The following is a 19,016-nucleotide window of genomic DNA, read 5'->3' as shown; positions in this document are numbered from 1 at the left end:
GAAAATGGAACAACAAGATTTGCTCCGCTACGTGTTGAGCCTTGGCGATGACGCATTAACACTCGGACACCGTTTGTCCGAGTGGGCGAGCAATGGGCCTTTTCTGGAAGAAGACATTGCTCTGGGTAATGTCGCACTGGACTACATTGGCCGCGCCCGCATGTTTTATGGCTATGCCTCAGAACTGACCAACGGTGAGAAAAGCGAAGATGATTTTGCCTTTCTTCGCGGAGAGCGTGATTACATCAATCACCTCATCAACGAGCTTCCCCGCGGGGATTTTGCGTTCACCATGGCAAGGCAACTTATCGTCGACATCTACAGCCAACTGTTTATGACCCAGTTGCTGGAGTCCAACGATCCTGTGTTATCAGCCATTGCCCATAAGTCGATTAAAGAAACCCGTTACCACCTGATGCGCAGCAAAGATTGGGTCATCAAACTAGGGGACGGCACTGAAGAAAGCCACCAGCGCATGCAGACCGCCTTCAACGATTTGTGGGGTTATATCCCAGAGATATTTGAGCCGGATGACACAGAACAGCGATTGGTTGCCGCTGGCATAGCCGTGGATACTTCTGCTCTTAAAGCCAGTTTTGACGCCCAGTTAAGCCGCGTTTTGGAAGAAGCTACGCTTGAGGTTCCAGCTGATGAATGGGCAGTGCGCGGAGGCCGTAAAGGCTATCACACGGAACATCTCGGTCATTTGTTAGGCGTGATGCAAAGCGTACACCGCGCTTATCCCGGTTGTGAGTGGTGAGGTATGGAAACCATCCCAGTAACACCACATGCCCGGTTTGAGCGAGTGAAGATGCGGGCAGAGTCTACACTGCCAGAGGTTTGGCAGTTGCTGGACGAAATTGCTGACCCTGAGATCCCGGTGCTTTCTATTTGGGATATCGGGATCCTACGTAATGTCAGCGAGCAGGACGGTAAGCTCCTTGTCACCATCACCCCCACGTATTCCGGCTGTCCGGCGGTGGAGACGATCAAGGAAGATATCCTGACTCTCCTGTCTGAAGCCGGTTATGGCAGCGTTGAAGTCAACACCGTGCTTTTCCCTCCTTGGTCAACCGACGACATGTCAGAGTCTGGCCAACGAAAGCTGAGGGAATATGGTATTGCGCCGCCCTCAGATGCACCTGATAGCTGCCTTCGACTGACGCCCGAGCAAGGAGTGCGCTGCCCTCACTGCGGCTCATCAAACACAACAAGGATCAGCGAATTCGGCTCAACAGCCTGTAAAGCGCTATTCCGTTGCGAGAGCTGTCATGAGCCTTTCGATTTCTTTAAATGCTTGTAGTAAAGGGAATTGACCATGAGTGAAACCAATTTCTATTCATTAAAAATAAAACATACGCAGCCCCAGACTGACTCTGCTTTGTGCGTCACTTTCGATATTCCTGACACGCTGACTGAGACATTCCGCTTTGTTCAAGGGCAGTTTCTCACATTGCGCGCCAACATAGATGGTGAAGAAGTACGACGTGCTTACTCGATTTGTTCCGGCGCCGATGAAGGCCTGTTACAAGTCGCGATCAAACGCGTGGATGGCGGTAAGTTTTCCAACTTCGCCAATGACACGTTTGAGGCAGGTCTTACGGTTGATGTCATGCCGCCACAAGGCAGCTTCTATACAGAGCTGAATGCATCTAACCAGCATCATTACATGTGCATCGCCGTCGGAAGCGGGATCACGCCGATTTTGTCGATCATCAAAACCGTACTTTCTCAGGAGCCCAATAGCCGTATCACCTTGATTTACGGCAATCGTCAGAGCAACACCATGATGTTCGCTGACACCCTGGGTTATCTGAAAAACCGCTACATGACCCGATTCAGTTGGATAAACATCATGAGCCAGGAAGATCAGGGCTCAGACCTGTTATCCGGCCACATTGACGTGAAGAAAGGTGCCGCACTGCAAAAACATCGCCTGATTGATATCAACAGCACCGACCATGCCTTTATCTGTGGCCCTGAATCCATGATGGCGGAAGTCTCCAGAGGGTTCCGTATTGAGGGGCTTTCTGATGATCAAATTCACTATGAGCTTTTCTCTTCATCGTCTGAAGATGCGCAAGTAGCGCTGGAAAAAGCCAAACAGCGTGTCGCCAACTATGGCGAAGAAAAGATGAGCAAAGTGACCGTCACCGCTGATGGTCGCTCTATCACCTTCAAGCTGGCGACTGTGGGTGAAAACATTCTCGATGCAGGCATCGAGAATGGCATGTCACTCCCCTATTCATGCAAAGGCGGTGTCTGCTCCACCTGCAAAGCCAAGCTGGTTAAAGGAGAAGTCGAGATGGATATCAGCCACGGGCTTGAACAACACGAAATCGATGCGGGCTACATCCTGACCTGTCAGGCGCACCCTCTTACTGATGATGTGACCGTTGACTTCGATCAGCGATGATTTCGACCAAGGATAGGAAAAATTATGCTTCTTTCTGACACCGTGAGTCTTCTCATTGAGGATGGGGTTGGGGTAATCCGGGTAAACAACCCACCGGTAAATGCCCTCTCCCATTCAGTACGGTCTGGCATTTTGGCCGGACTGGAACAGGCAAATGCCAATCCAGATATTTCCGCGATTGTGATTGGTTGTGACGGCAACACCTTTATTGCCGGCGCTGATATCAAAGAGTTCGGCCAAATGCCCAAAACACCTCACCTTCCTGATGTGTTGCAGGCGATTCGAAACAGTGTGAAACCCGTGACGGCTGCACTTCATGGCACCGTGCTTGGCGGCGGTTTCGAATTGGCGCTGTCCTGCCACTACCGGGTTGCCATGATAGGCACAAAGGTTGGCTTGCCCGAAGTGAACCTTGGCCTTATTCCGGGTGCCAGCGGCACTCAGCTTTTACCCCGTTATGTAGGTGTAGAGAAGGCCCTTTCCATGATCACATCCGGTAAAATGGTATCGACAGATTCCTTAACGGATCTTATCGATATGAAGGTCGATGACGGCAGTTTAGGACAAGCATCTTCACCGCTACCCGAGCACGCCTCTCTGGTTAACCAAGCATCGATTCTTTTCTCCCAACGCACAGCTAACGATGTCTTTGTTGCACCGGACAAGCGGGATATTCCGGATTCTTTCGAAGAGAATATCTTCGAAAGCTGGCGTAAAAAGCTCGCCAAAAAGGCCAAAGGTCAGCTCGCTCCTCAAAGAGCCATTGATGCCATTGAAGCTACCACTAAGCTCCCCTTTGACGAAGCCTTGGCCCTGGAAAGAACCCTGTTTCTGGCCTGCCGGGATTCCGAACAATCCAATGCGATGCGCTATGCCTTTTTTGCTGAAAAACAGGCAGCTTCCGGCTATGCCAAATCGACGTCTGACGATGATATTCAATCGGTCGCCGTCATTGGTGCAGGCACAATGGGCGCCGGTATTGCCATCGCTTTTGCAAATAGTGGTTACAGCGTCACTTTAGTGGAAACCAATGAAGATCTGTGCGTCTTGGGTTTAGAGCGCATTCGTCACCAATATCAGAAAATGTATGATCAAGGCCGGATATCAGAAGCGCAAAAAGAACATGCCCTCTCGCTGATTTCTGGCACCAGTGATTATGGCAACCTTGCCAATATTGATTTGGTGGTCGAAGCAGCATTTGAAAAAATGTCGGTGAAGAAGATCATTTTCTCTTCTTTAGATGCAGTCTGTAAGCCGTCGACCATCTTCGCGACCAATACCTCCTATCTGGACATTGACGAGATAGCCACCTCTACCACCCGACCCGAGCAAGTCATCGGCATGCACTTTTTCAGCCCCGCTAACGTGATGAAACTGGTTGAGGTGGTCAAAACCCGTTCGACATCCGAACAAGCTGTCAGTGCAGTCATGAAGACCGCCAAGCGACTGGGCAAAGTACCGGTTTGTGTTGGAGTTGGCTTTGGATTTGTTGGCAACCGGATGTATGCCGCTTACGGCCGGGAAGCCAATATGCTATTGCTGGAAGGCGCAAGCCCGGAACAAATAGATTCGGCGATGGAATCCTGGGGCATGGCGATGGGACCGTTGGCAGTGAACGATATGTCCGGTATCGATATCGCCTACAAAGCGCGCCGCGAGTACCCACCGATTTACGATGATCCTGCCTACTTTCTCGCAGCCGATACCATGGTTGAACATGGACGACTCGGCCGAAAAACGGGTGTGGGCTTTTACCGTTATGAAAATGGTAAGAAAACCAATGACCCAACAACAATGGCACTGATTGCTATTGAAGCAGAACGTTTAGGCATTGAAGCCAGAAGAATCAGTGATGAGGAAATTCAGAACAGACTGGTGCTTGCATTGGTCAATGAAGGGGCAAATTTATTAGAAAAAGGAATTGCCAGAAACAGTGAAGATATAGATACCATTTGGCTAAATGGCTACGGATTCCCCCGTTTTCGAGGTGGTCCAATGTATTACGCCAAAGCAGCAGGAATAAGTAACACGATTGAAAGTATCAATTATCTTTACCGTGAAACAAATAAAGCATGGTGGCAACCTTCTGAGAAATTAGAAACTATTTAAATTCATCTTACGCACTAGCAACTCCATTTTTCCCGCATTAATTTGCGGGCTTTTTTATGCCTAAAAAAAGACCTTAACTAACGTTAAGGCCAAATACTAGGCGTGTACTAAATGGTAAGTACCAATTGCTAGGGATTAATCAGTAGAGCTTTCCTATATTTTTAAACGGAAGACTTAGAAATAAGCAACTGCATTGAGCAGTGCGATAAATTGATCGTCTGATGTACCACCAGCAAACAGTCCCGCACCATTGCCTTTATAGGTGTCATAGCGAAGTTCAGGACGGATCTTTAAGTGCTGATTCACACTCCAGTCGAGGTTAGTAGTAAGGGAGTAAACATCACCACCTGTTGCCCCTACTGAACTCCACAGCACATTCGCTGCATTCTCATCATCAAACCATTCGGCACGGGCTGCGAAGAAGAGGTTATCGTCCAGTTTATATCTCGCGCCCAGATTCAACCCCATCCAGTCACTGTCTTTAGTGATAAATACAGGTGCCGCTGCTACATCGCCACCTTCCTGAAAGCCATAAACAAACTCTGCGGCCAACTGCAGGTCTGGATTGACAGTTTGGATCAGCGTGGTAGAAGAGTGAAAACGGTCGAGCTTCTCATCGGTAGAGCTAACAGCAATGTAGGGTGAACCGCCTTTGGCAGCGCCAAATGCATCGCCTTCGCCATCACCGTAGATAAACTCGAAATCTAACCAGGTTGCTAAATCCGGGCTACGCCAGCGCGCTGCACCGATAAAGGTTGGACGCTTTTCATCCCAGTTATTCCAACCCGCCACCAGACCGGCATCAAAGCTCAAAAGCCCAAAGTCTTCATCCGTCGGTACTTTGATGCTGGCAAGCGCACCAACGTGTTTTGAAGGGCCATGTTGCGTGGCGTAAGTGTGCGTGACAAACCAGTTAGGCGGCGTAAAAGGAGCACCGACTTCATTGCCGATGAAAGTGAAGAAGCTACCTACCATCAATGTCATACCATCTAATACTGGCAGGTACGCATCAATGTAAAACTGCGGAATGGCGAGTTTGTTGTCGTCATCGTTATCGAAGGTGTAGTCGTCAATGCCTGCAGTACGGAAAAACTGAATATCCTGGCCGTACATAGCTGTCACGTTGAAATCAATACGCGCTTCACCAACCGGACCTGGGAATGGACCTACCCGACTCAAGACGTTCTGAGCCGGTGCAAAAGCACCAGTCGGCAAACAACCCATGCCCTTACACAACATTAAGCCGATTTGGTTTAGGCCTACACCGTCTTTCTGGTTTAAAAAGGCACCGTTGCTGATATTGCCATCGCCAATCGTGTCTGAAGCATGAAGTGCCGTCGCTTCTGCCCAGCCTGCGACAGTGATTTCATATTCATCTAGCGCGTTGTTTGTCGCTGCACGAAACAGCGAGCCGCCAGCAGGTTCAGCATTCGCTAACCCCACTGTAGGTACCATTAATGCCAAAGAGACTGAAAGTCCCAATATATTCCTTGTTAATCTCATACTGCTTTCCTTTGATGGTTTAATTATCACATCTAGCGGTGATAATTTTCCTTGATTTTTAAATTCATTTATTAGCCAACTAAAAGAACAAATAGACGAAACCAGTCCCCGCAAAAACGGAGATTCATGGGATTATTTTTATTATTTAAATAGAGTGGACACTGGAGCCTAGTTGGACAATCCTCAAAATTAAGGAGAATTGTCCAACTTATACATCTATGACAATTTAACGCCTGCTAATAAACCCGTTCCTTCAGTACAATTAATATATTCCCCATACTGAGAGCCAGCTGGTAATACAGATACTTCGTGCCAAAGTTGTAGCTGAAGATCAGGTCCATACTTGGGTGCAATTTCAAGGAAAGTATTAAATATCGCTACATGAGTAGGATGGCTTTCAGACCATGCCTCTAAGTCTGACATCGTGCGGAAGAAGGCAAGACCAAACGTGCACTCCTGCTTGCCTTTAAAGGGCAAAAACTGCGTCATATAACGGCAGCTATAACAATTGACCTCATCACCTTCATCACGCAGGAAATTCATGCCCGCTTTAAGCACTGGTTCAATTTGATTTAGGTACTCTTCCCTTTGGGTACCTGTAGTGTGACTCCAATCCTGACCAGATCGGATAATGCAAAGGTTCTCATGTGCACGAACCACAACACGATTTCCCTGTTGCTCAATCACTTCCAAAGTCTGATGCGCTTCAAAAGGGTTTTCAGCCGAGAGCGGAATACGATCCCGCATCCCTCCCCAATAGCCATGACGTTGAATAGGGCCTTCGATGTCCTTGCGTATCTGACTAAAGCCATGATTGTGTACCGGGCCAGAGAACAGGGTCTCAAGACGTTCAAAAGGTACATTGAACACCTCCCTGAAAATCCCAAACCCCCACTTGTCATCCGAATATAACTCCCAGAATAAGGTCACAACATCGCTGTGCAGCCAATCTGCGCAGGCTTGCGCATCCATCCAATAGATAATCGCAATGGTTTGGCTGAGCCCATCTTTGTCTTCGCAGGTTGCAAAATCGCAAACATCCGCGTTTTTAGCGAGGCCATTCAGTGCACCAACAAACTCGCTGATGTAAGCATCAGATTTGTGCTGACACCCTATAATGCACATGCTGACGTCTTGTTGGTTTTCGGCAAATACCGAACTCCATGCTGGTACGGGTGGCTCCCAATCCGGTGGCATCTTCAGAGGCAGTTTTCTGTTGGTTGTATTATTCGCCATGGTGAGTACTCCTTGTGCTTATGACTTCAAATTGGTGACATCGGTTGTCTAGGCCTTACCAAGGTTTAAGTCGGTGCAACAATGAAGAACGTTCACTCACAACTTCAACCGCTTCCTCCTGCCCCGTTGTTGCCAGCTCTGACATTGCCGTTTTTGACGCATCAAGGTCTGTAACTTCTACAACTGCACGTCGTTTTTCACGATCTATCAGTAAACGTGTAGCATCTTTCTTCGCATAGTGGCCCGCAGGGTCAGCGACAGCTTTGGCATAAGGGATCATGCTGAGGTCAATATCTGCAATCACTAAGCCCTCTTCCGTCTCTCCAATTTCAGAACCAATAGACTGCCCATCCGGCGCGTAGATTTTGGTGTAACCACCCCCGATCTGGCACATCGCCTCTTTTTCGGGATCACCCTGACAAAGCATTTCCTGCTGCGCTTTGCTCACCGTGGCGCATGGCGCAATAACGTAACAGCCACCTTCCACGGCATACATCATGCTGGCTGCGTTGTTCACTACGTCGCCAAGGGCATAGGCCATTCCACGATAGAGGGAAAAATTCGGCCATGCCGCGCAATGGATCTGTTCATTCTGAGCGTACATCGCATACTTAGAGAGTGGCTGAAGATGCTCCCAACAGGAAAGCTGTCCAATGCGGCCAATTGACGTTTCCTTTACTGCCAGGTCGCTACCATCACCTTCACCAAACACAGTGCGTTCTACATGGGTAGGTTTGAGTTTTCTTCTACGGCTGATAATTTCGCCATCTTCGCCATAGTGCCACTGCGAGATATACAGGCTGCCGCCGTCACGCTCACTCACACCGATCGAAACCTGAATATTGTTTCGACGAGCCGCTTCAGCAATGGCTTTGTCTTCCTCGCTGCCCGCTTCAATGCTGCTGTCAAAATAACGCCCTACAAATTGCATCTGCCATGCAACTGGGCCTAACCAGATATGATTGGGATAACCTGGAAGCCAGGTTTCCGGGAAGACCACCAACTTGCACCCTTTGGAAGCGGCTTCATCGATATACGCTTCGGCTCGCTGTATCCCTTCTGCGAGATTTAAAAAAGATGGTGCTGCCTGTACCGCAGCCACTTTAAATACTTCCGACATCGCGCGTTCTCCTTCTTCGCGTGTAGTAATGTGGTTTTAGCCACCCACTCATAAGTGATGTCTGGCAAATGATGAAAACCAGAGCCTTACGGCGGGCTTCTAAAACACTAAGAGGCGAACGGGAGGATTGCTTGCGTAAGAAGGCGGCCTTAGTTGTCGTAAAAGGCAGCGGCCAAACCGACTCACATTTGAGACAGTGTCAATTTTGCATTTGGTGTTACAACATAAAGGTAGGGTTTAAAAGAGAGCACACGGATGAGTAGTACCGTCAAAAGGTTTACCTATGACACAAGCCATTGCCAACCTAGCGAAAAGTTCGCTTTTTGGCGGGAGTCGGTGTGCGATGCTTATGTCAACTTAGGATGTGAAGCTCTATCTCGAAAAGACTTTAAAGGAAGAATTGAACTCTCCAAACATGACGTTATTGACCTTTCCTTTGTGTCTGGGTCGAAACACAAGGTCATCAGGCGTGCGGAAGACATTGGGCGCACATCAGAAGCCGAATTCCTGTTAAGTATTCAACTTAACAACCGTTCTGTTATCGAACAATGTGGCCGTGCGGCTCCACTATCCCGCTACGATTTTACTCTGTATAGCAGTACAGAAACCTACTCCATTGACCTCGAAGAAGACTTCAAACAGTTAGTCATCAAGTTTCCAAAGAAGGCACTATTAAGCCGGCTCCCTGACGCCAATATGCTCACGGCAATTCCCGTCAACGGGACATCTCAACTAGGCAGTTTAGTGGCAACGACGGCGTTAAATATTTCTTCGCTTATCGACAGCCAAACCACGGACTGTAAACTCCTGTTGCAAGAGACATTGATAGATTTGATCGCCACGTCATTAGCACCACTCCGAGGCTCTCGTCTCGAGTTGTCTCAGCCAGAGCAGCAACTGCTGATTCGCGCCAAGTCTTTTATTCTCACAAACCTGCAAGATGCCAGCCTTAACCGTGAAGACATTGCGAAAAGCCTGGGGTTGTCAGTACGTCGCCTTAGCGAAGTGTTTACGAAAAATGGAGAAACGGTATGTGGCTTTATCCGAGAGAGCAGAATGCAGAAAATCGCCAGTGATCTAGTGGATGAGCGCTTTCAAAAAGCGGGGATCAGTGAAATCGCATTCAAGTGGGGGCAGAACAACCTTCAACATTTCTCTCGCACCTTCCGAGACCAATTCGGTTGTTCACCCAGAGATTACAGACAAAGCAAATTATAACTAGGCGCAACAGCATTCGTGCCTCATTCCCACTTAAAAAATGTATGCCGCACCCGCGTTACTTGCTCCCTCATCAGGTGTGCTTCCAACGCCAGTGGTACTTGAATCCTCAAGAAATGCGCCCACTGCAAGCATGTCTCCGTCTTTTCCAAGACTCACCGACACGCCAAAATTATCTCCAGCCCCAGTATTAGGTGATTTTAAATACGCGTGATGGGCCCAAATAGCGTTCTCGTAACGGTATATGTAGGCTGCACCGGAATCTACAGCCCCTTCATCAGGCGTGCTGTTAATACTCAAGGTACCAGAGTCTTCTTCCCGAGCTCCTACTGCAAGTGTGTTACCGCTAGAAGATAAATCAACAGACCAACCGAAATAGTCACCTGCACCGGTATTCGATGCTTTAATGTAGGCATCTTGACCCCAGTTTCCGCCCGAATAGCGGAAGATATAGACCGCGCCTGCGTCTGTCGCACCTTCGTCGGGTACGCTGTCAACACCGATTGTACTCGAGTCTTCATATCTTGAGGACACTGCCATTACATTGCCATCGCCTGACAAGGAGACCGACCAACCGAATCGATCACCAATCCCTGTGTTGGATGCTTTCACATAGGCTTGCTGCGACCAGACACCGCCAGAGTAGCGAAAAACATAGGCAGCCCCAGCGGCACTCAGCAAATCGTTGGGGGTACTGTTAATCCCTGTTGTATCTGAATCCTCCCAAGTAGCCCCCACTGCAAGGGTGTTGCCATCCCCTGACAAAGATACCGAATAGCCAAAATAGTCAGACGCGTCAGGGTTTGAGGCTTTGATGTAAGCTTCCTGCGCCCAGCTGCCTCCGGTAAAACGATAGACATACGTAGCCCCTGAATTATATAACGAATTGTTTTCTGCGTTGTTAACGCCAGTGGCTGACGAGTCTTCCGCATATGCCCCCACCGCAAGGGTGTTGCCATCAGATGAAAGGGTCACAAACCAGCCGAAGTAGTCGCTAGCACCCGGGTTAGAAGCCTTTATGTATGCCTCTTCACTCCAGCTCCCCCCAGCATTACGGAAAATGTAAGCAGCGCCCGATAATGTTGCTGACTCATTCGGAATACTGTTAACACCACTGGAGGAAGAGTCCTCTGCGTAGGCGCCAACTGCAATTGTATTACCATCTGCTGACAATGCGAGAGCCCAACCAAATCTGTCCCCCTCCTGACTGTTTGACGCTTTCAAATAGGCTTGCTCTGCCCAGTGCCCATCCAAATATCGGAAAACATATACCGCTCCTGCTATTGCTGCCAGATTGTCAGGTGTGCTGTTTATGCCTGACGAGCTAGAGGCTTCTGAATACGCACCCACTGCCAGTGTCGACCCATCAGATGATAGGGACACAGGCCGACCAAAACTGTCGTCAATATCCGTATTAGATGCTTTGATGTAAGTGATTAACGCGGTAATGTCTGAAGGTGACAAAGATAACTCGTTAGACAGTGTACTCCCAACTTCATTACTGGCTTTTACGAAAAATTCAGAGAGGTGATCTTTGAGAGCGCCAGTGACATTGATAGTTGCCGTTGTTCCGGATACAACCCCCATCGATTCGCAGTTATCAGGTTGCGTTTCGTCTTTTCGACAAACCGTATATCTCGAAGCACCTTCAGCAGCATCCCAAGAGAAAGTAATCGGGCAAGAACCTCCCCCCGAGGAAACAGAAGCAGACAATGACTGAAGGTTAAATGCTGATGGCGGTGACATTGTCGGTGACGTTATCGACTCCGAAGCTCCACTTCCTGAATCAAATACATAGTCTATATTGCACCCGTTCAGAAAGACTAATGTACTCCACAGAAAAATACCTTTTAAATACTTCATCTCCGCCTCCAAACTTACTACCCATACAAGTATTCAGAGGAACCAATAATCAATGCAAATAAAACCATACAAGAAAAAAGAATACTCATACAACAAATAATTAACTGACAGAAAAATATCCAACACCTTTATACTAGACTAAATAAAATTAATTTTTTCATTGAAATAAAATAAATAGTTATGACCAATATTCTCTACAAAAAATGAAGAACGAAGTACCATTTACAGAAAAAACATAATAAATAAAATAAAAAATAACAACTTAGATAAAACGATAGATAAAAGACTATTCGTACTTAATCTCACATTGATATTACGGAACGAAAGACTGTATAAAATAAAGACAAATTAAAATGATCAGTGAAAAGGTAAGAACGACGGATGGGTATACTTAGGCGACCTAAGGATACGCGAATTCAGAGGTCATCAATGCGTTCAATTCGAGGCAAATTTCACGAGGAAAAGTCGTTCTATTTCCGTGGGATTTAACGATGAAGTGGGCGCATTGAAGGCCTACCTTCGGGCGAGTTGACTGACGCCGTGCTCTTTGTTGTTCCTTTTTGATGGAAATGACTACATCTGCAAAGGAACGCCGCGATCACAACGCCAGTCAACCTTGCGATTCCTTCACCCCAAAGTTGTTTGGGTATATACACAAATAGCAGGCTCAGGAAACGCCACCAACACGGTTAGAACGGCTTAATGTATGCAACTCACTTGAGTCCTCTGAAGATTTTGCGCGTGGCTCCATTTTTACCTGAACATTGTGTGTCTTAATTCCAGCTGCTTGGAATCGTACAGCAATCCCCGTGCGAATATCACTGGCAAGGTTCCAAGCCCTTGTCGCGGAATTTGTCCAACCTGCAACCCAACATTGGTAGGCATCTTTATCAAGGTTCATCACCCAAAAATCTGGTGATTCTTGGGAGATAAAATGCTTGCTGCTCTGAACGGACTCAATGGCCATTTGCCGCACAAGCTCTAAATCATTTTCGTAAGAAGTGTAAAACTCCACATGCACCCAGATATAAGTGTCGTTATAGGTAAAACTCTCCAGCTCCAGAGAGAGCATTTTGCTGCTTGGAATAATTAGTCGCTTCCAGTTCCAGAGCTTAATAATCGTGTGGTTAAGGCTAATGTCTTCCACCGTTCCATATTGATCTTCAATCACGACCGTATCTCCGACACGGATCGCTTTGGAAAGAGAAAGTACGACGCCCGCAATAATATTTTCAATCACAGGTTTTGCGGCAAAGCCGAGAACGGTGGTGGAAACAGCAACCATTAGCGAAACCATTGCTGCTGGCATCGAATTCAGAAATGGCAGCGATAATGCGAGACCTAACACGATAAAGATGAAGAAAAAGGTGATCTTTCGGATAATCGAAAAACGGTTTTCGATTTTTTCAACTGCCGCATCAATCTCCCCAATCTGACCTTCTGCTTTGGGTAAGGATGTCTGAACACTGTTAAAGTTCTTCAGGCGTCTTAGTCGTTTTTCCCTATTAGACTTTGACTTCAATAAGGCCGATGTCGCCCACCAGATAACAGCAACCCCCACCACACTGACTGTGCCGAGGTAAATATAAAGGTTATCTAACACCATCTCACTCCAATCCCTTTTTGCCGTTAATTTAAACTAGCCGCATGTATTGCTTTGCTGTCTATTTAGTACTGCCAACCCTGTTTTTCGAAACGTACGTTCCATTTACCGTTATCGTCATTTTCGCAGCTTTCTTCGGTATCAAAATATACGTGCTTGCCAATATCTTTCAGCTTGATATCGATGGAAGCCAGCACATCTTTGATGAGACGGCGAATGTGTTCCTGGTTGGCTTGGGCCAAGCTAGATTGAGTGTCAAAAATACATACGATAGAAAGCGAATTAGGGAATCGATCATAGTTAACAAAATGGGTCAGCCACTCGAATCCTTGATGTTCCGATTGGGCAGTATCACAGACTCGTGTTAGCGCATGTCTAAGCGAATTATCTATTTTTTTGTCCGTCTTTCTCACTTCCCTCACCTTTCAAATGTCGAACTGCACTTGTTGATTTACTGCATGTTAGGTGTGAAGAAAGGCAAACACCAGTGCAGTGTCGGACTGCACTAGTTAGATATCGATATCGCGACATTTTATATACCCAAACAACCCGAAGATGCAGGAAGCAGCGAGATTGACTGGGGTTGTGATCGCAGCGTTTTTGTAGGTGTAGCCATCTCCATCAATAAGGAACAACAATGAGCACGGCTCGTCCGAAGGGAGGGCCTCAATGCGCCCACTTCTTGGTTAAATCATGGGTAAATAGAACCACTATTCCATGTGAAATTTGCATCGAATTGAATACATTGATGATCTCTGAATACAAGCTTCTTCAGGTTGTTTGGATATAAAGATGGCTGCCTCTAGCCCCTGACTGTCGTCAGCGGCTAGAGGGTTATTCTGAGGAGAGAAAACGAGACTCAAGTCTTTCAGTCGAAATCAAAATCAGATACGTACTTTTTCTTAAATTGCTGCAAACTCTCACCTACCTCGCCCTGCATCTCGGCACCAGCAGAACGGTTATCCATAGGCATCCAACCGTATGGGTTGTTGTCGTACATTAAGTTCACATGGCGACACAGCCCGAACAGGTTGTTGTATATAGAGTGTTCATTGACCCCAAACTCATTAAGCTCTTGAATAATTTTCACTTTTAGATCTGGCATGATCGGAAGCTCAGTCAACGCGGAATGCATTCCTTCTTCCTCCTCCAACGCCGTGAATTGAGGACGACCCTGAATAAGGGTGGAGGCATGCACAGTTAGCCGTTTGTTTTTGTCTGCGGCTTTCCCGTAGACAGGCATGATGTGTGTTTGCGTAATCGCAAAAGGATCATCGTCCATACCCAGTTGCGGAATACTCTCCGTGTTCAGTACATAAACAAGAGGCTGAGATCCTGAACTATGACAGGCGTACCATAGCGCCTCGTAAGGATTAATCGTCCAGTCCAACAAACGGGTTTCCAAGCCGGCGTTGTGTGCTTTCATCAGTAAGTGGCATGTCGAAGGATTATCAATGTCGATGTAGTCCCGGCCATACTCTGCGATATGCGCTAACATCTTGGCTTCCGTTTCTACGGTTTTGGTATGACCCCTAGCCGCCTGAGGGAGCAATTTGCAGCGGATATTAGGCTGACCTCGAAACAGCATGGTTTTGTTAGTTTCGGTGATATTTTCAACCGCTGCCGTAAAGGCAGACAGTGAGTCTATATAGTTAATATGATTCATAATTTCCTCGCATTGGAGTAGCCAACTGAGCTGTTTATCTCTTTTTGTACGACCGTCACCGCGATAACGTTAACAATGTCATCCACGCTGCAACCCCTCGATAAGTCATTCGCTGGTTTTGCCAAGCCTTGCAACAAAGGACCAATCGCAACCGCTCCTCCAACACGCTCTGCCAGCTTGTAGCAAATGTTGCCCGCCTCCAGGTTAGGGAAAATGAGGACATTCGATTTCCCTTTTACGTTGGAGTTAGGCAGTTTCTTCTTCGCGATATCCGCGACAATCGCCGCATCCAATTGGATATCTTCATCGATAGCAATGTCCGGCAACTGCTGCTTTACCCGTTGAGATGCCCTGACGACCTTGCTGACCGATTCGTGCTGTGCACTGCCGCTGGTTGAAAAAGACAACATCGCGACTTTCGGTTCTTCCATGAGTAAGGTTTCTGCATTCTTCGCTGCTGCAATAGCAATGCTCGCCAGTTCTTCGTCGGAGGGATCAATCACCAGCCCACAATCTGAAAAAATCAGTCCTCCTTTCAAGGTGTGGAAGGGCTGGCACAGCATCATCAGAAAGAAGCTGGACACAATCGTGCTGGTGCCATCCAATCCAATGATTTGTATTGCGCTGCGAACGACATCTTTCGTTGTGTGCACTGCCCCAGCGACTGAGCCGTCTGCGAGTCCTTTGGCCACCATAAGGTTGGCAAAATTGAGTGGCTTAAGCGTCTCTTGCAACGCCTGCGTAGGCGTGATGCCTTTCTTTTCCCTAAGCGCGAGATACAACTCCGACAGAGAGGCGGTGAGCGGGCTGGATTGAGGTTCAATCACCTCAAAATCATCCAGTCGAACGTTAGCTTCGTCAGCGGCCAGTTGTAGTTTTTCTCTTTCACCAACCAAAACGACCTTTGCAATTCCGTCTTGTTGAGCCTGAGCGGCGGCGATGAGAATCCGTTTATCATCGCCTTCACATAGCACAATTTTTGAGTCCAACTTTTTCGCTTTCTCAATAATATTGTTTAGTGCTTTCATCACTTACTGCTCTCTTAACGTCACTTTTCAAAACCCAATATCCCTATGGGATTTCATCCGAATATCTCTAAACAAAGCTTTCGTTTGTCTACTCCTCTTTATGAGCCCACCAGCGAAGGAAGCCATAGGGTGAGTTGTGGGAAGAAGGCAATAACAAACACGCCAAGCACAGAGGCAAAAACGAAGGGATGAATTCTTGAAGTAATTTGCTCGACGCTCGAACCGCCGATACCGGACGCGACAAAAATGTTCTCTCCCAATGGCGGCGTCGCAAAGCCAATGGATAAGGTACAAATCACCACGATCCCAACATGCGTTGGATCCGCGCCTAGCATGTACATGATGGGCAGTAGGACAGGCACAATGATCATTATCGCCGCCAGCGTTTCCATAAACATGCCGATAAAGAGCAGTAACATGATGGTCAATGCCCAAACCAGATACATGTTGTCCGTGACACTCAATAGCGCATCAGCCACATGAACCGGAATTCGCTGCTCGATAAGAAGACGCCCGAAAACCGTGGCAGCGAAGAGAATCAAAAGAACACGGCCGGTTATCCATGTTGTGGTGGTCAAAGACTTAAGCACATTCCTAAATTTCAGTTCTTTATGTAAAAAGAACCCCACAAATAGCGAGTAGAAAATCGCCACCACCGCCGACTCGGTTGGCGTGAAAATGCCACTATAGATCCCGCCCAGTATCAGAAATGGCGCAAGAATCGACCAAACACCCCGACGCAACGAGTGGTTGATGTCAGGAAGAGACCAGGACTCCATCAAGCCTTTGTAGCCACGACGTTTTGAGATGTAGTAGTTGGTCAATATCAGGGTTGTCGCCATGATCAGTCCGGGAACAACACCTGCAATAAACAATTTGGGGATGGAGACAGTATCAAACTCGCCATGCAGGGATATCGCTTCTGGCGGTGCCATCAACCCCATCGCAGAGATACCGAAGATGACAATAGGTATGGACGGAGGAATGATTATTCCTAAGCCGCCGCTTGCGGCAGTCACCGCTGACGCGTAGCTTGCTTCATATTCGCGTTTTACCATTGCAGGAATCATCAGCATGCCCACTGCTGCCGTGGTCGCTGGCCCTGAACCGGATATCGCACCGAAGAAAAGACAGGCAAAAACCGTTGCGGCACCAAGTCCGCCTGTTACCGGGCCTGCCATGTTTTCTGCAATATCGACCAATCGGCGTGATATACCAGAGGCCTCCATCAAGGCTCCGGCCAAAACAAAAGATGGCAGTGCCATCAGTGGAAAGTTCCCGACAGACGTGAATGCGATTTGCACCAGTGCAATAGGGTTTTTATCCAAAATCAGGTAGGCCGCCATCGATGCGCCAGCCAAAGAAACGGTGATAGGTGCCCCAAGCACCAGCAGAACTAAAAAACCACCAAATAAAATGAGTGTTAAATAGGCTTCCATAAGGTTGAATCCCTTCTCGCTATCTTTTCACCGCCGGGCCTATGGCAGCTTGGGAATATCCATCTTTTTTTCGCTGAGCTTGCGGATCTCTTCTGCCTCTGGGTCATCGTGTTCAATACCTTTTAAGCGATCGATGACATTCCATAGAATCCGTATCGACATCAGCAAAAACGCGATGGGCAGAATCATGTAGATGTACTTCATTGGGATACCGGTGGTTTGAGACTTCCAAAACAAGTTCATCTTGTTGAAAACAAAGTCATAACTCAGGTAAACAAAATACAGATTGAAAGCAATCCAGAGCAGATCGGCGATCGTCTCGCAGACGGTTTTTACGATGGGTGGAAAGTAGTTAAAGTGGAAAGAGACTCGGTTATGAGCAGACATTTTTGCTGCGACAACAGCACCTAAATAGGTAAACCAAACGAATAAATAGGTCGCGACTTCATCACCCCAAGGAATGGAGTATTGGAAAAACTGTCTAACCAAGATCTGCGTAAACAAAAGCGTGACAAATACCGCCAGAAACAAGCAGCAGATGTATTCTTCAATCCTGTTTAGGTGACGACGCACTGGTAACATTATCGACATGCTCTTACTCTCAACGTTCAGGCTTCAAGGGTGAGTTCAATAGCTAACCCGTCGGACACGTTCCGTGCCCGACGGGTATCTCGATTATCGACCGAGCTGTTTCAGTGCGTTATCCAGTTTTTCTTTACCACCGATACTGCTGTAGAATTTCGGCCAAACAACAGTTGTTACACTCTCAATCCATTCCTTCTCGTTATCAGCCGGTTCGGCGATTTCCATGCCTTTTGCTACCAGCTCTTTCTTGATGCGATCTTCGGTATCTTTAAGAAACTCAAAGCTATGTACCGTCGCTTCCTGACCCGCCTCTAAAATCGCCTTTTGCATTTCGGGTGATTGGTCCTGGAAGACCGACTCACTGATGATGAGGGGCTCCATCGAGAAAATGTAACGGATATTGGTCACGTACTTCTGTACTTCATTGAATTTCATGGCAGAAATAGTGATGTAAGGGTTGTCCTGACCATCAACCACACCTTGCTGGAGGCCGGTAAAGGTCTCTGACCACGCCATGGGTGTAGGGTTAATACCCAGCGCCTGATAGGAAGCAATCATGATTTCATTTCGGGGAACGCGGATCACCAGACCTTTTAGATCTTCAGGCGTTTTGACAGGGCGTTTAGAGTTGGTGAGAACGCGGAAACCTGAATACGCCCAACCAACAATTCTGACGCCTGCATCACGTATGGTGTTCTCTACAAGCTCTTTACCAATATCGCCTTGCGTCAATAGTCTCGCCTCTTCAGCTGACTGAATCACATACGGCATAGTCAACAGGCCAACAGTGGGAGAAAAAGGCGTCACGTTGTTGATGGCCAACACAGAGAAATCAAGCAAGCCGATAGCTGCATTGTTAACTGTGTCTTGCTCGGTACCTAACTGGCCATTGGGAAAGAGGTCAACCTTAGCTTTACCACCCGTTTTATCACTGAGTTTTTCAGCAAACGTTTTACCCAGTTCCCATTGTGTACCACCAGCAGCATCACCCAGCGCCATTTTGAATGTTTGAGCGTATAACTGCGGAGTGGTCAGCGCCATGCTGAAAGCGGTGACAATAGCGAGGACGTTACTACGAATTAATTTCATGATCTTAACCTCTTTAATTAATGTATTGGTTCTGACTTTCCTCGGGTGCTAGCCACCCAATGCAGGCGGCAAAACGTTGCTTTAGATTTCGGTGTTATTGTCCCAAACCAACTGAATTCTCCGTTTACAGCTGGTTTGGCG

At 47.5% G+C, this 19,016-nt stretch carries 16 protein-coding genes; 5 read left to right on the top strand and 11 right to left on the bottom strand.

Annotated elements, in window-relative coordinates; translation table 11 throughout:
* Window positions 1-4 precede the first annotated feature (4 nt).
* Genes paaC through QL223_RS18745 form a run of 4 tightly spaced genes read left to right on the top strand, consistent with a single transcriptional unit; the run spans window position 5 to window position 4,525 of the window.
* On the top strand, window positions 5-760 hold the full coding sequence (paaC, locus tag QL223_RS18760; protein WP_281545601.1) for a 1,2-phenylacetyl-CoA epoxidase subunit PaaC: 756 nt from the start codon (window positions 5-7) through the stop codon (window positions 758-760).
* 3 nt (window positions 761-763) lie between these two features.
* Window positions 764-1,303, top strand: coding sequence for a 1,2-phenylacetyl-CoA epoxidase subunit PaaD (gene paaD, locus QL223_RS18755; protein ID WP_281545600.1), 540 nt, complete (start codon window positions 764-766; stop codon window positions 1,301-1,303).
* A gap of 15 nt (window positions 1,304-1,318) precedes the next feature.
* Window positions 1,319-2,416 carry a 1,2-phenylacetyl-CoA epoxidase subunit PaaE gene (gene paaE, locus QL223_RS18750; RefSeq protein ID WP_062706800.1) on the top strand — a complete coding sequence of 366 codons (1,098 nt, stop codon included), beginning with the start codon at window positions 1,319-1,321 and terminating at the stop codon, window positions 2,414-2,416.
* Window positions 2,417-2,440: 24 nt separating this feature from the next.
* Complete coding sequence (locus QL223_RS18745; protein ID WP_281545599.1) at window positions 2,441-4,525, top strand: 3-hydroxyacyl-CoA dehydrogenase NAD-binding domain-containing protein; 2,085 nt, start codon at window positions 2,441-2,443, stop codon at window positions 4,523-4,525.
* Window positions 4,526-4,699: 174 nt separating this feature from the next.
* On the opposite strand, the gene QL223_RS18740 is transcribed toward QL223_RS18745, so the two are convergent.
* The 3 genes from QL223_RS18740 to QL223_RS18730 all read right to left on the bottom strand — a co-directional run bounded on the left by QL223_RS18740 (window position 4,700) and on the right by QL223_RS18730 (window position 8,384).
* Window positions 4,700-6,028 carry an outer membrane beta-barrel protein gene (locus QL223_RS18740; RefSeq protein ID WP_002538718.1) on the bottom strand — a complete coding sequence of 443 codons (1,329 nt, stop codon included), beginning with the start codon at window positions 6,026-6,028 and terminating at the stop codon, window positions 4,700-4,702.
* Between the two features lie 216 nt (window positions 6,029-6,244).
* Entirely contained in the window at window positions 6,245-7,264 is a 1,020-nt protein-coding gene (locus QL223_RS18735; protein ID WP_002538717.1) for a phenylacetaldoxime dehydratase family protein, read from the bottom strand.
* A 55-nt stretch (window positions 7,265-7,319) separates the two neighbouring features.
* Window positions 7,320-8,384, bottom strand: coding sequence for a carbon-nitrogen hydrolase family protein (locus QL223_RS18730; RefSeq protein ID WP_002538716.1), 1,065 nt, complete (start codon window positions 8,382-8,384; stop codon window positions 7,320-7,322).
* Window positions 8,385-8,639: 255 nt separating this feature from the next.
* On the opposite strand from QL223_RS18730, the gene QL223_RS18725 reads away from it, so the two are divergent.
* Window positions 8,640-9,602, top strand: coding sequence for a helix-turn-helix domain-containing protein (locus QL223_RS18725; protein WP_002538715.1), 963 nt, complete (start codon window positions 8,640-8,642; stop codon window positions 9,600-9,602).
* 33 nt (window positions 9,603-9,635) lie between these two features.
* Here the strand turns inward: QL223_RS18725 and QL223_RS18720 are convergent, their stop codons facing one another.
* The 8 genes from QL223_RS18720 to QL223_RS18685 form a co-directional block, all read right to left on the bottom strand.
* Complete coding sequence (locus tag QL223_RS18720) at window positions 9,636-11,348, bottom strand: FG-GAP repeat protein (protein WP_051997507.1); 1,713 nt, start codon at window positions 11,346-11,348, stop codon at window positions 9,636-9,638.
* Between the two features lie 784 nt (window positions 11,349-12,132).
* Entirely contained in the window at window positions 12,133-13,071 is a 939-nt protein-coding gene (locus QL223_RS18715; RefSeq protein WP_002538713.1) for a mechanosensitive ion channel domain-containing protein, read from the bottom strand.
* A gap of 62 nt (window positions 13,072-13,133) precedes the next feature.
* Window positions 13,134-13,481: a hypothetical protein gene (locus tag QL223_RS18710; protein ID WP_281545598.1), complete on the bottom strand. Its 348-nt coding sequence runs from the start codon at window positions 13,479-13,481 to the stop codon at window positions 13,134-13,136.
* Between the two features lie 455 nt (window positions 13,482-13,936).
* A complete protein-coding gene (locus QL223_RS18705) occupies window positions 13,937-14,734 on the bottom strand; it encodes an FRG domain-containing protein (protein ID WP_002538709.1) in 798 nt (265 codons plus the stop codon).
* Window positions 14,731-15,762, bottom strand: a complete 1,032-nt coding sequence (gene pta, locus QL223_RS18700) for a phosphate acetyltransferase (protein WP_002538707.1) — start codon at window positions 15,760-15,762, stop codon at window positions 14,731-14,733. The genes QL223_RS18705 and pta overlap by 4 nt, the downstream gene beginning before the upstream one ends.
* A gap of 98 nt (window positions 15,763-15,860) precedes the next feature.
* The gene (locus QL223_RS18695; protein WP_002538705.1) at window positions 15,861-17,201 is read right to left on the bottom strand and encodes a TRAP transporter large permease; all 1,341 of its coding nucleotides are present in this window, start codon (window positions 17,199-17,201) and stop codon (window positions 15,861-15,863) included.
* Between the two features lie 39 nt (window positions 17,202-17,240).
* Complete coding sequence (locus QL223_RS18690; protein WP_039849985.1) at window positions 17,241-17,792, bottom strand: TRAP transporter small permease; 552 nt, start codon at window positions 17,790-17,792, stop codon at window positions 17,241-17,243.
* Between the two features lie 84 nt (window positions 17,793-17,876).
* On the bottom strand, window positions 17,877-18,875 hold the full coding sequence (locus QL223_RS18685) for a TRAP transporter substrate-binding protein (protein ID WP_002538703.1): 999 nt from the start codon (window positions 18,873-18,875) through the stop codon (window positions 17,877-17,879).
* Between the last annotated feature and the right edge of the window lie 141 nt (window positions 18,876-19,016).

The sequence above is a fragment of the Grimontia sp. SpTr1 genome (assembly GCF_947387585.1).
Taxonomy (GTDB): domain Bacteria; phylum Pseudomonadota; class Gammaproteobacteria; order Enterobacterales; family Vibrionaceae; genus Enterovibrio; species Enterovibrio indicus.
The sequence above is the reverse complement of the archived record's forward strand: the minus strand, read 5'-3'. Positions and strand labels throughout refer to the sequence as shown.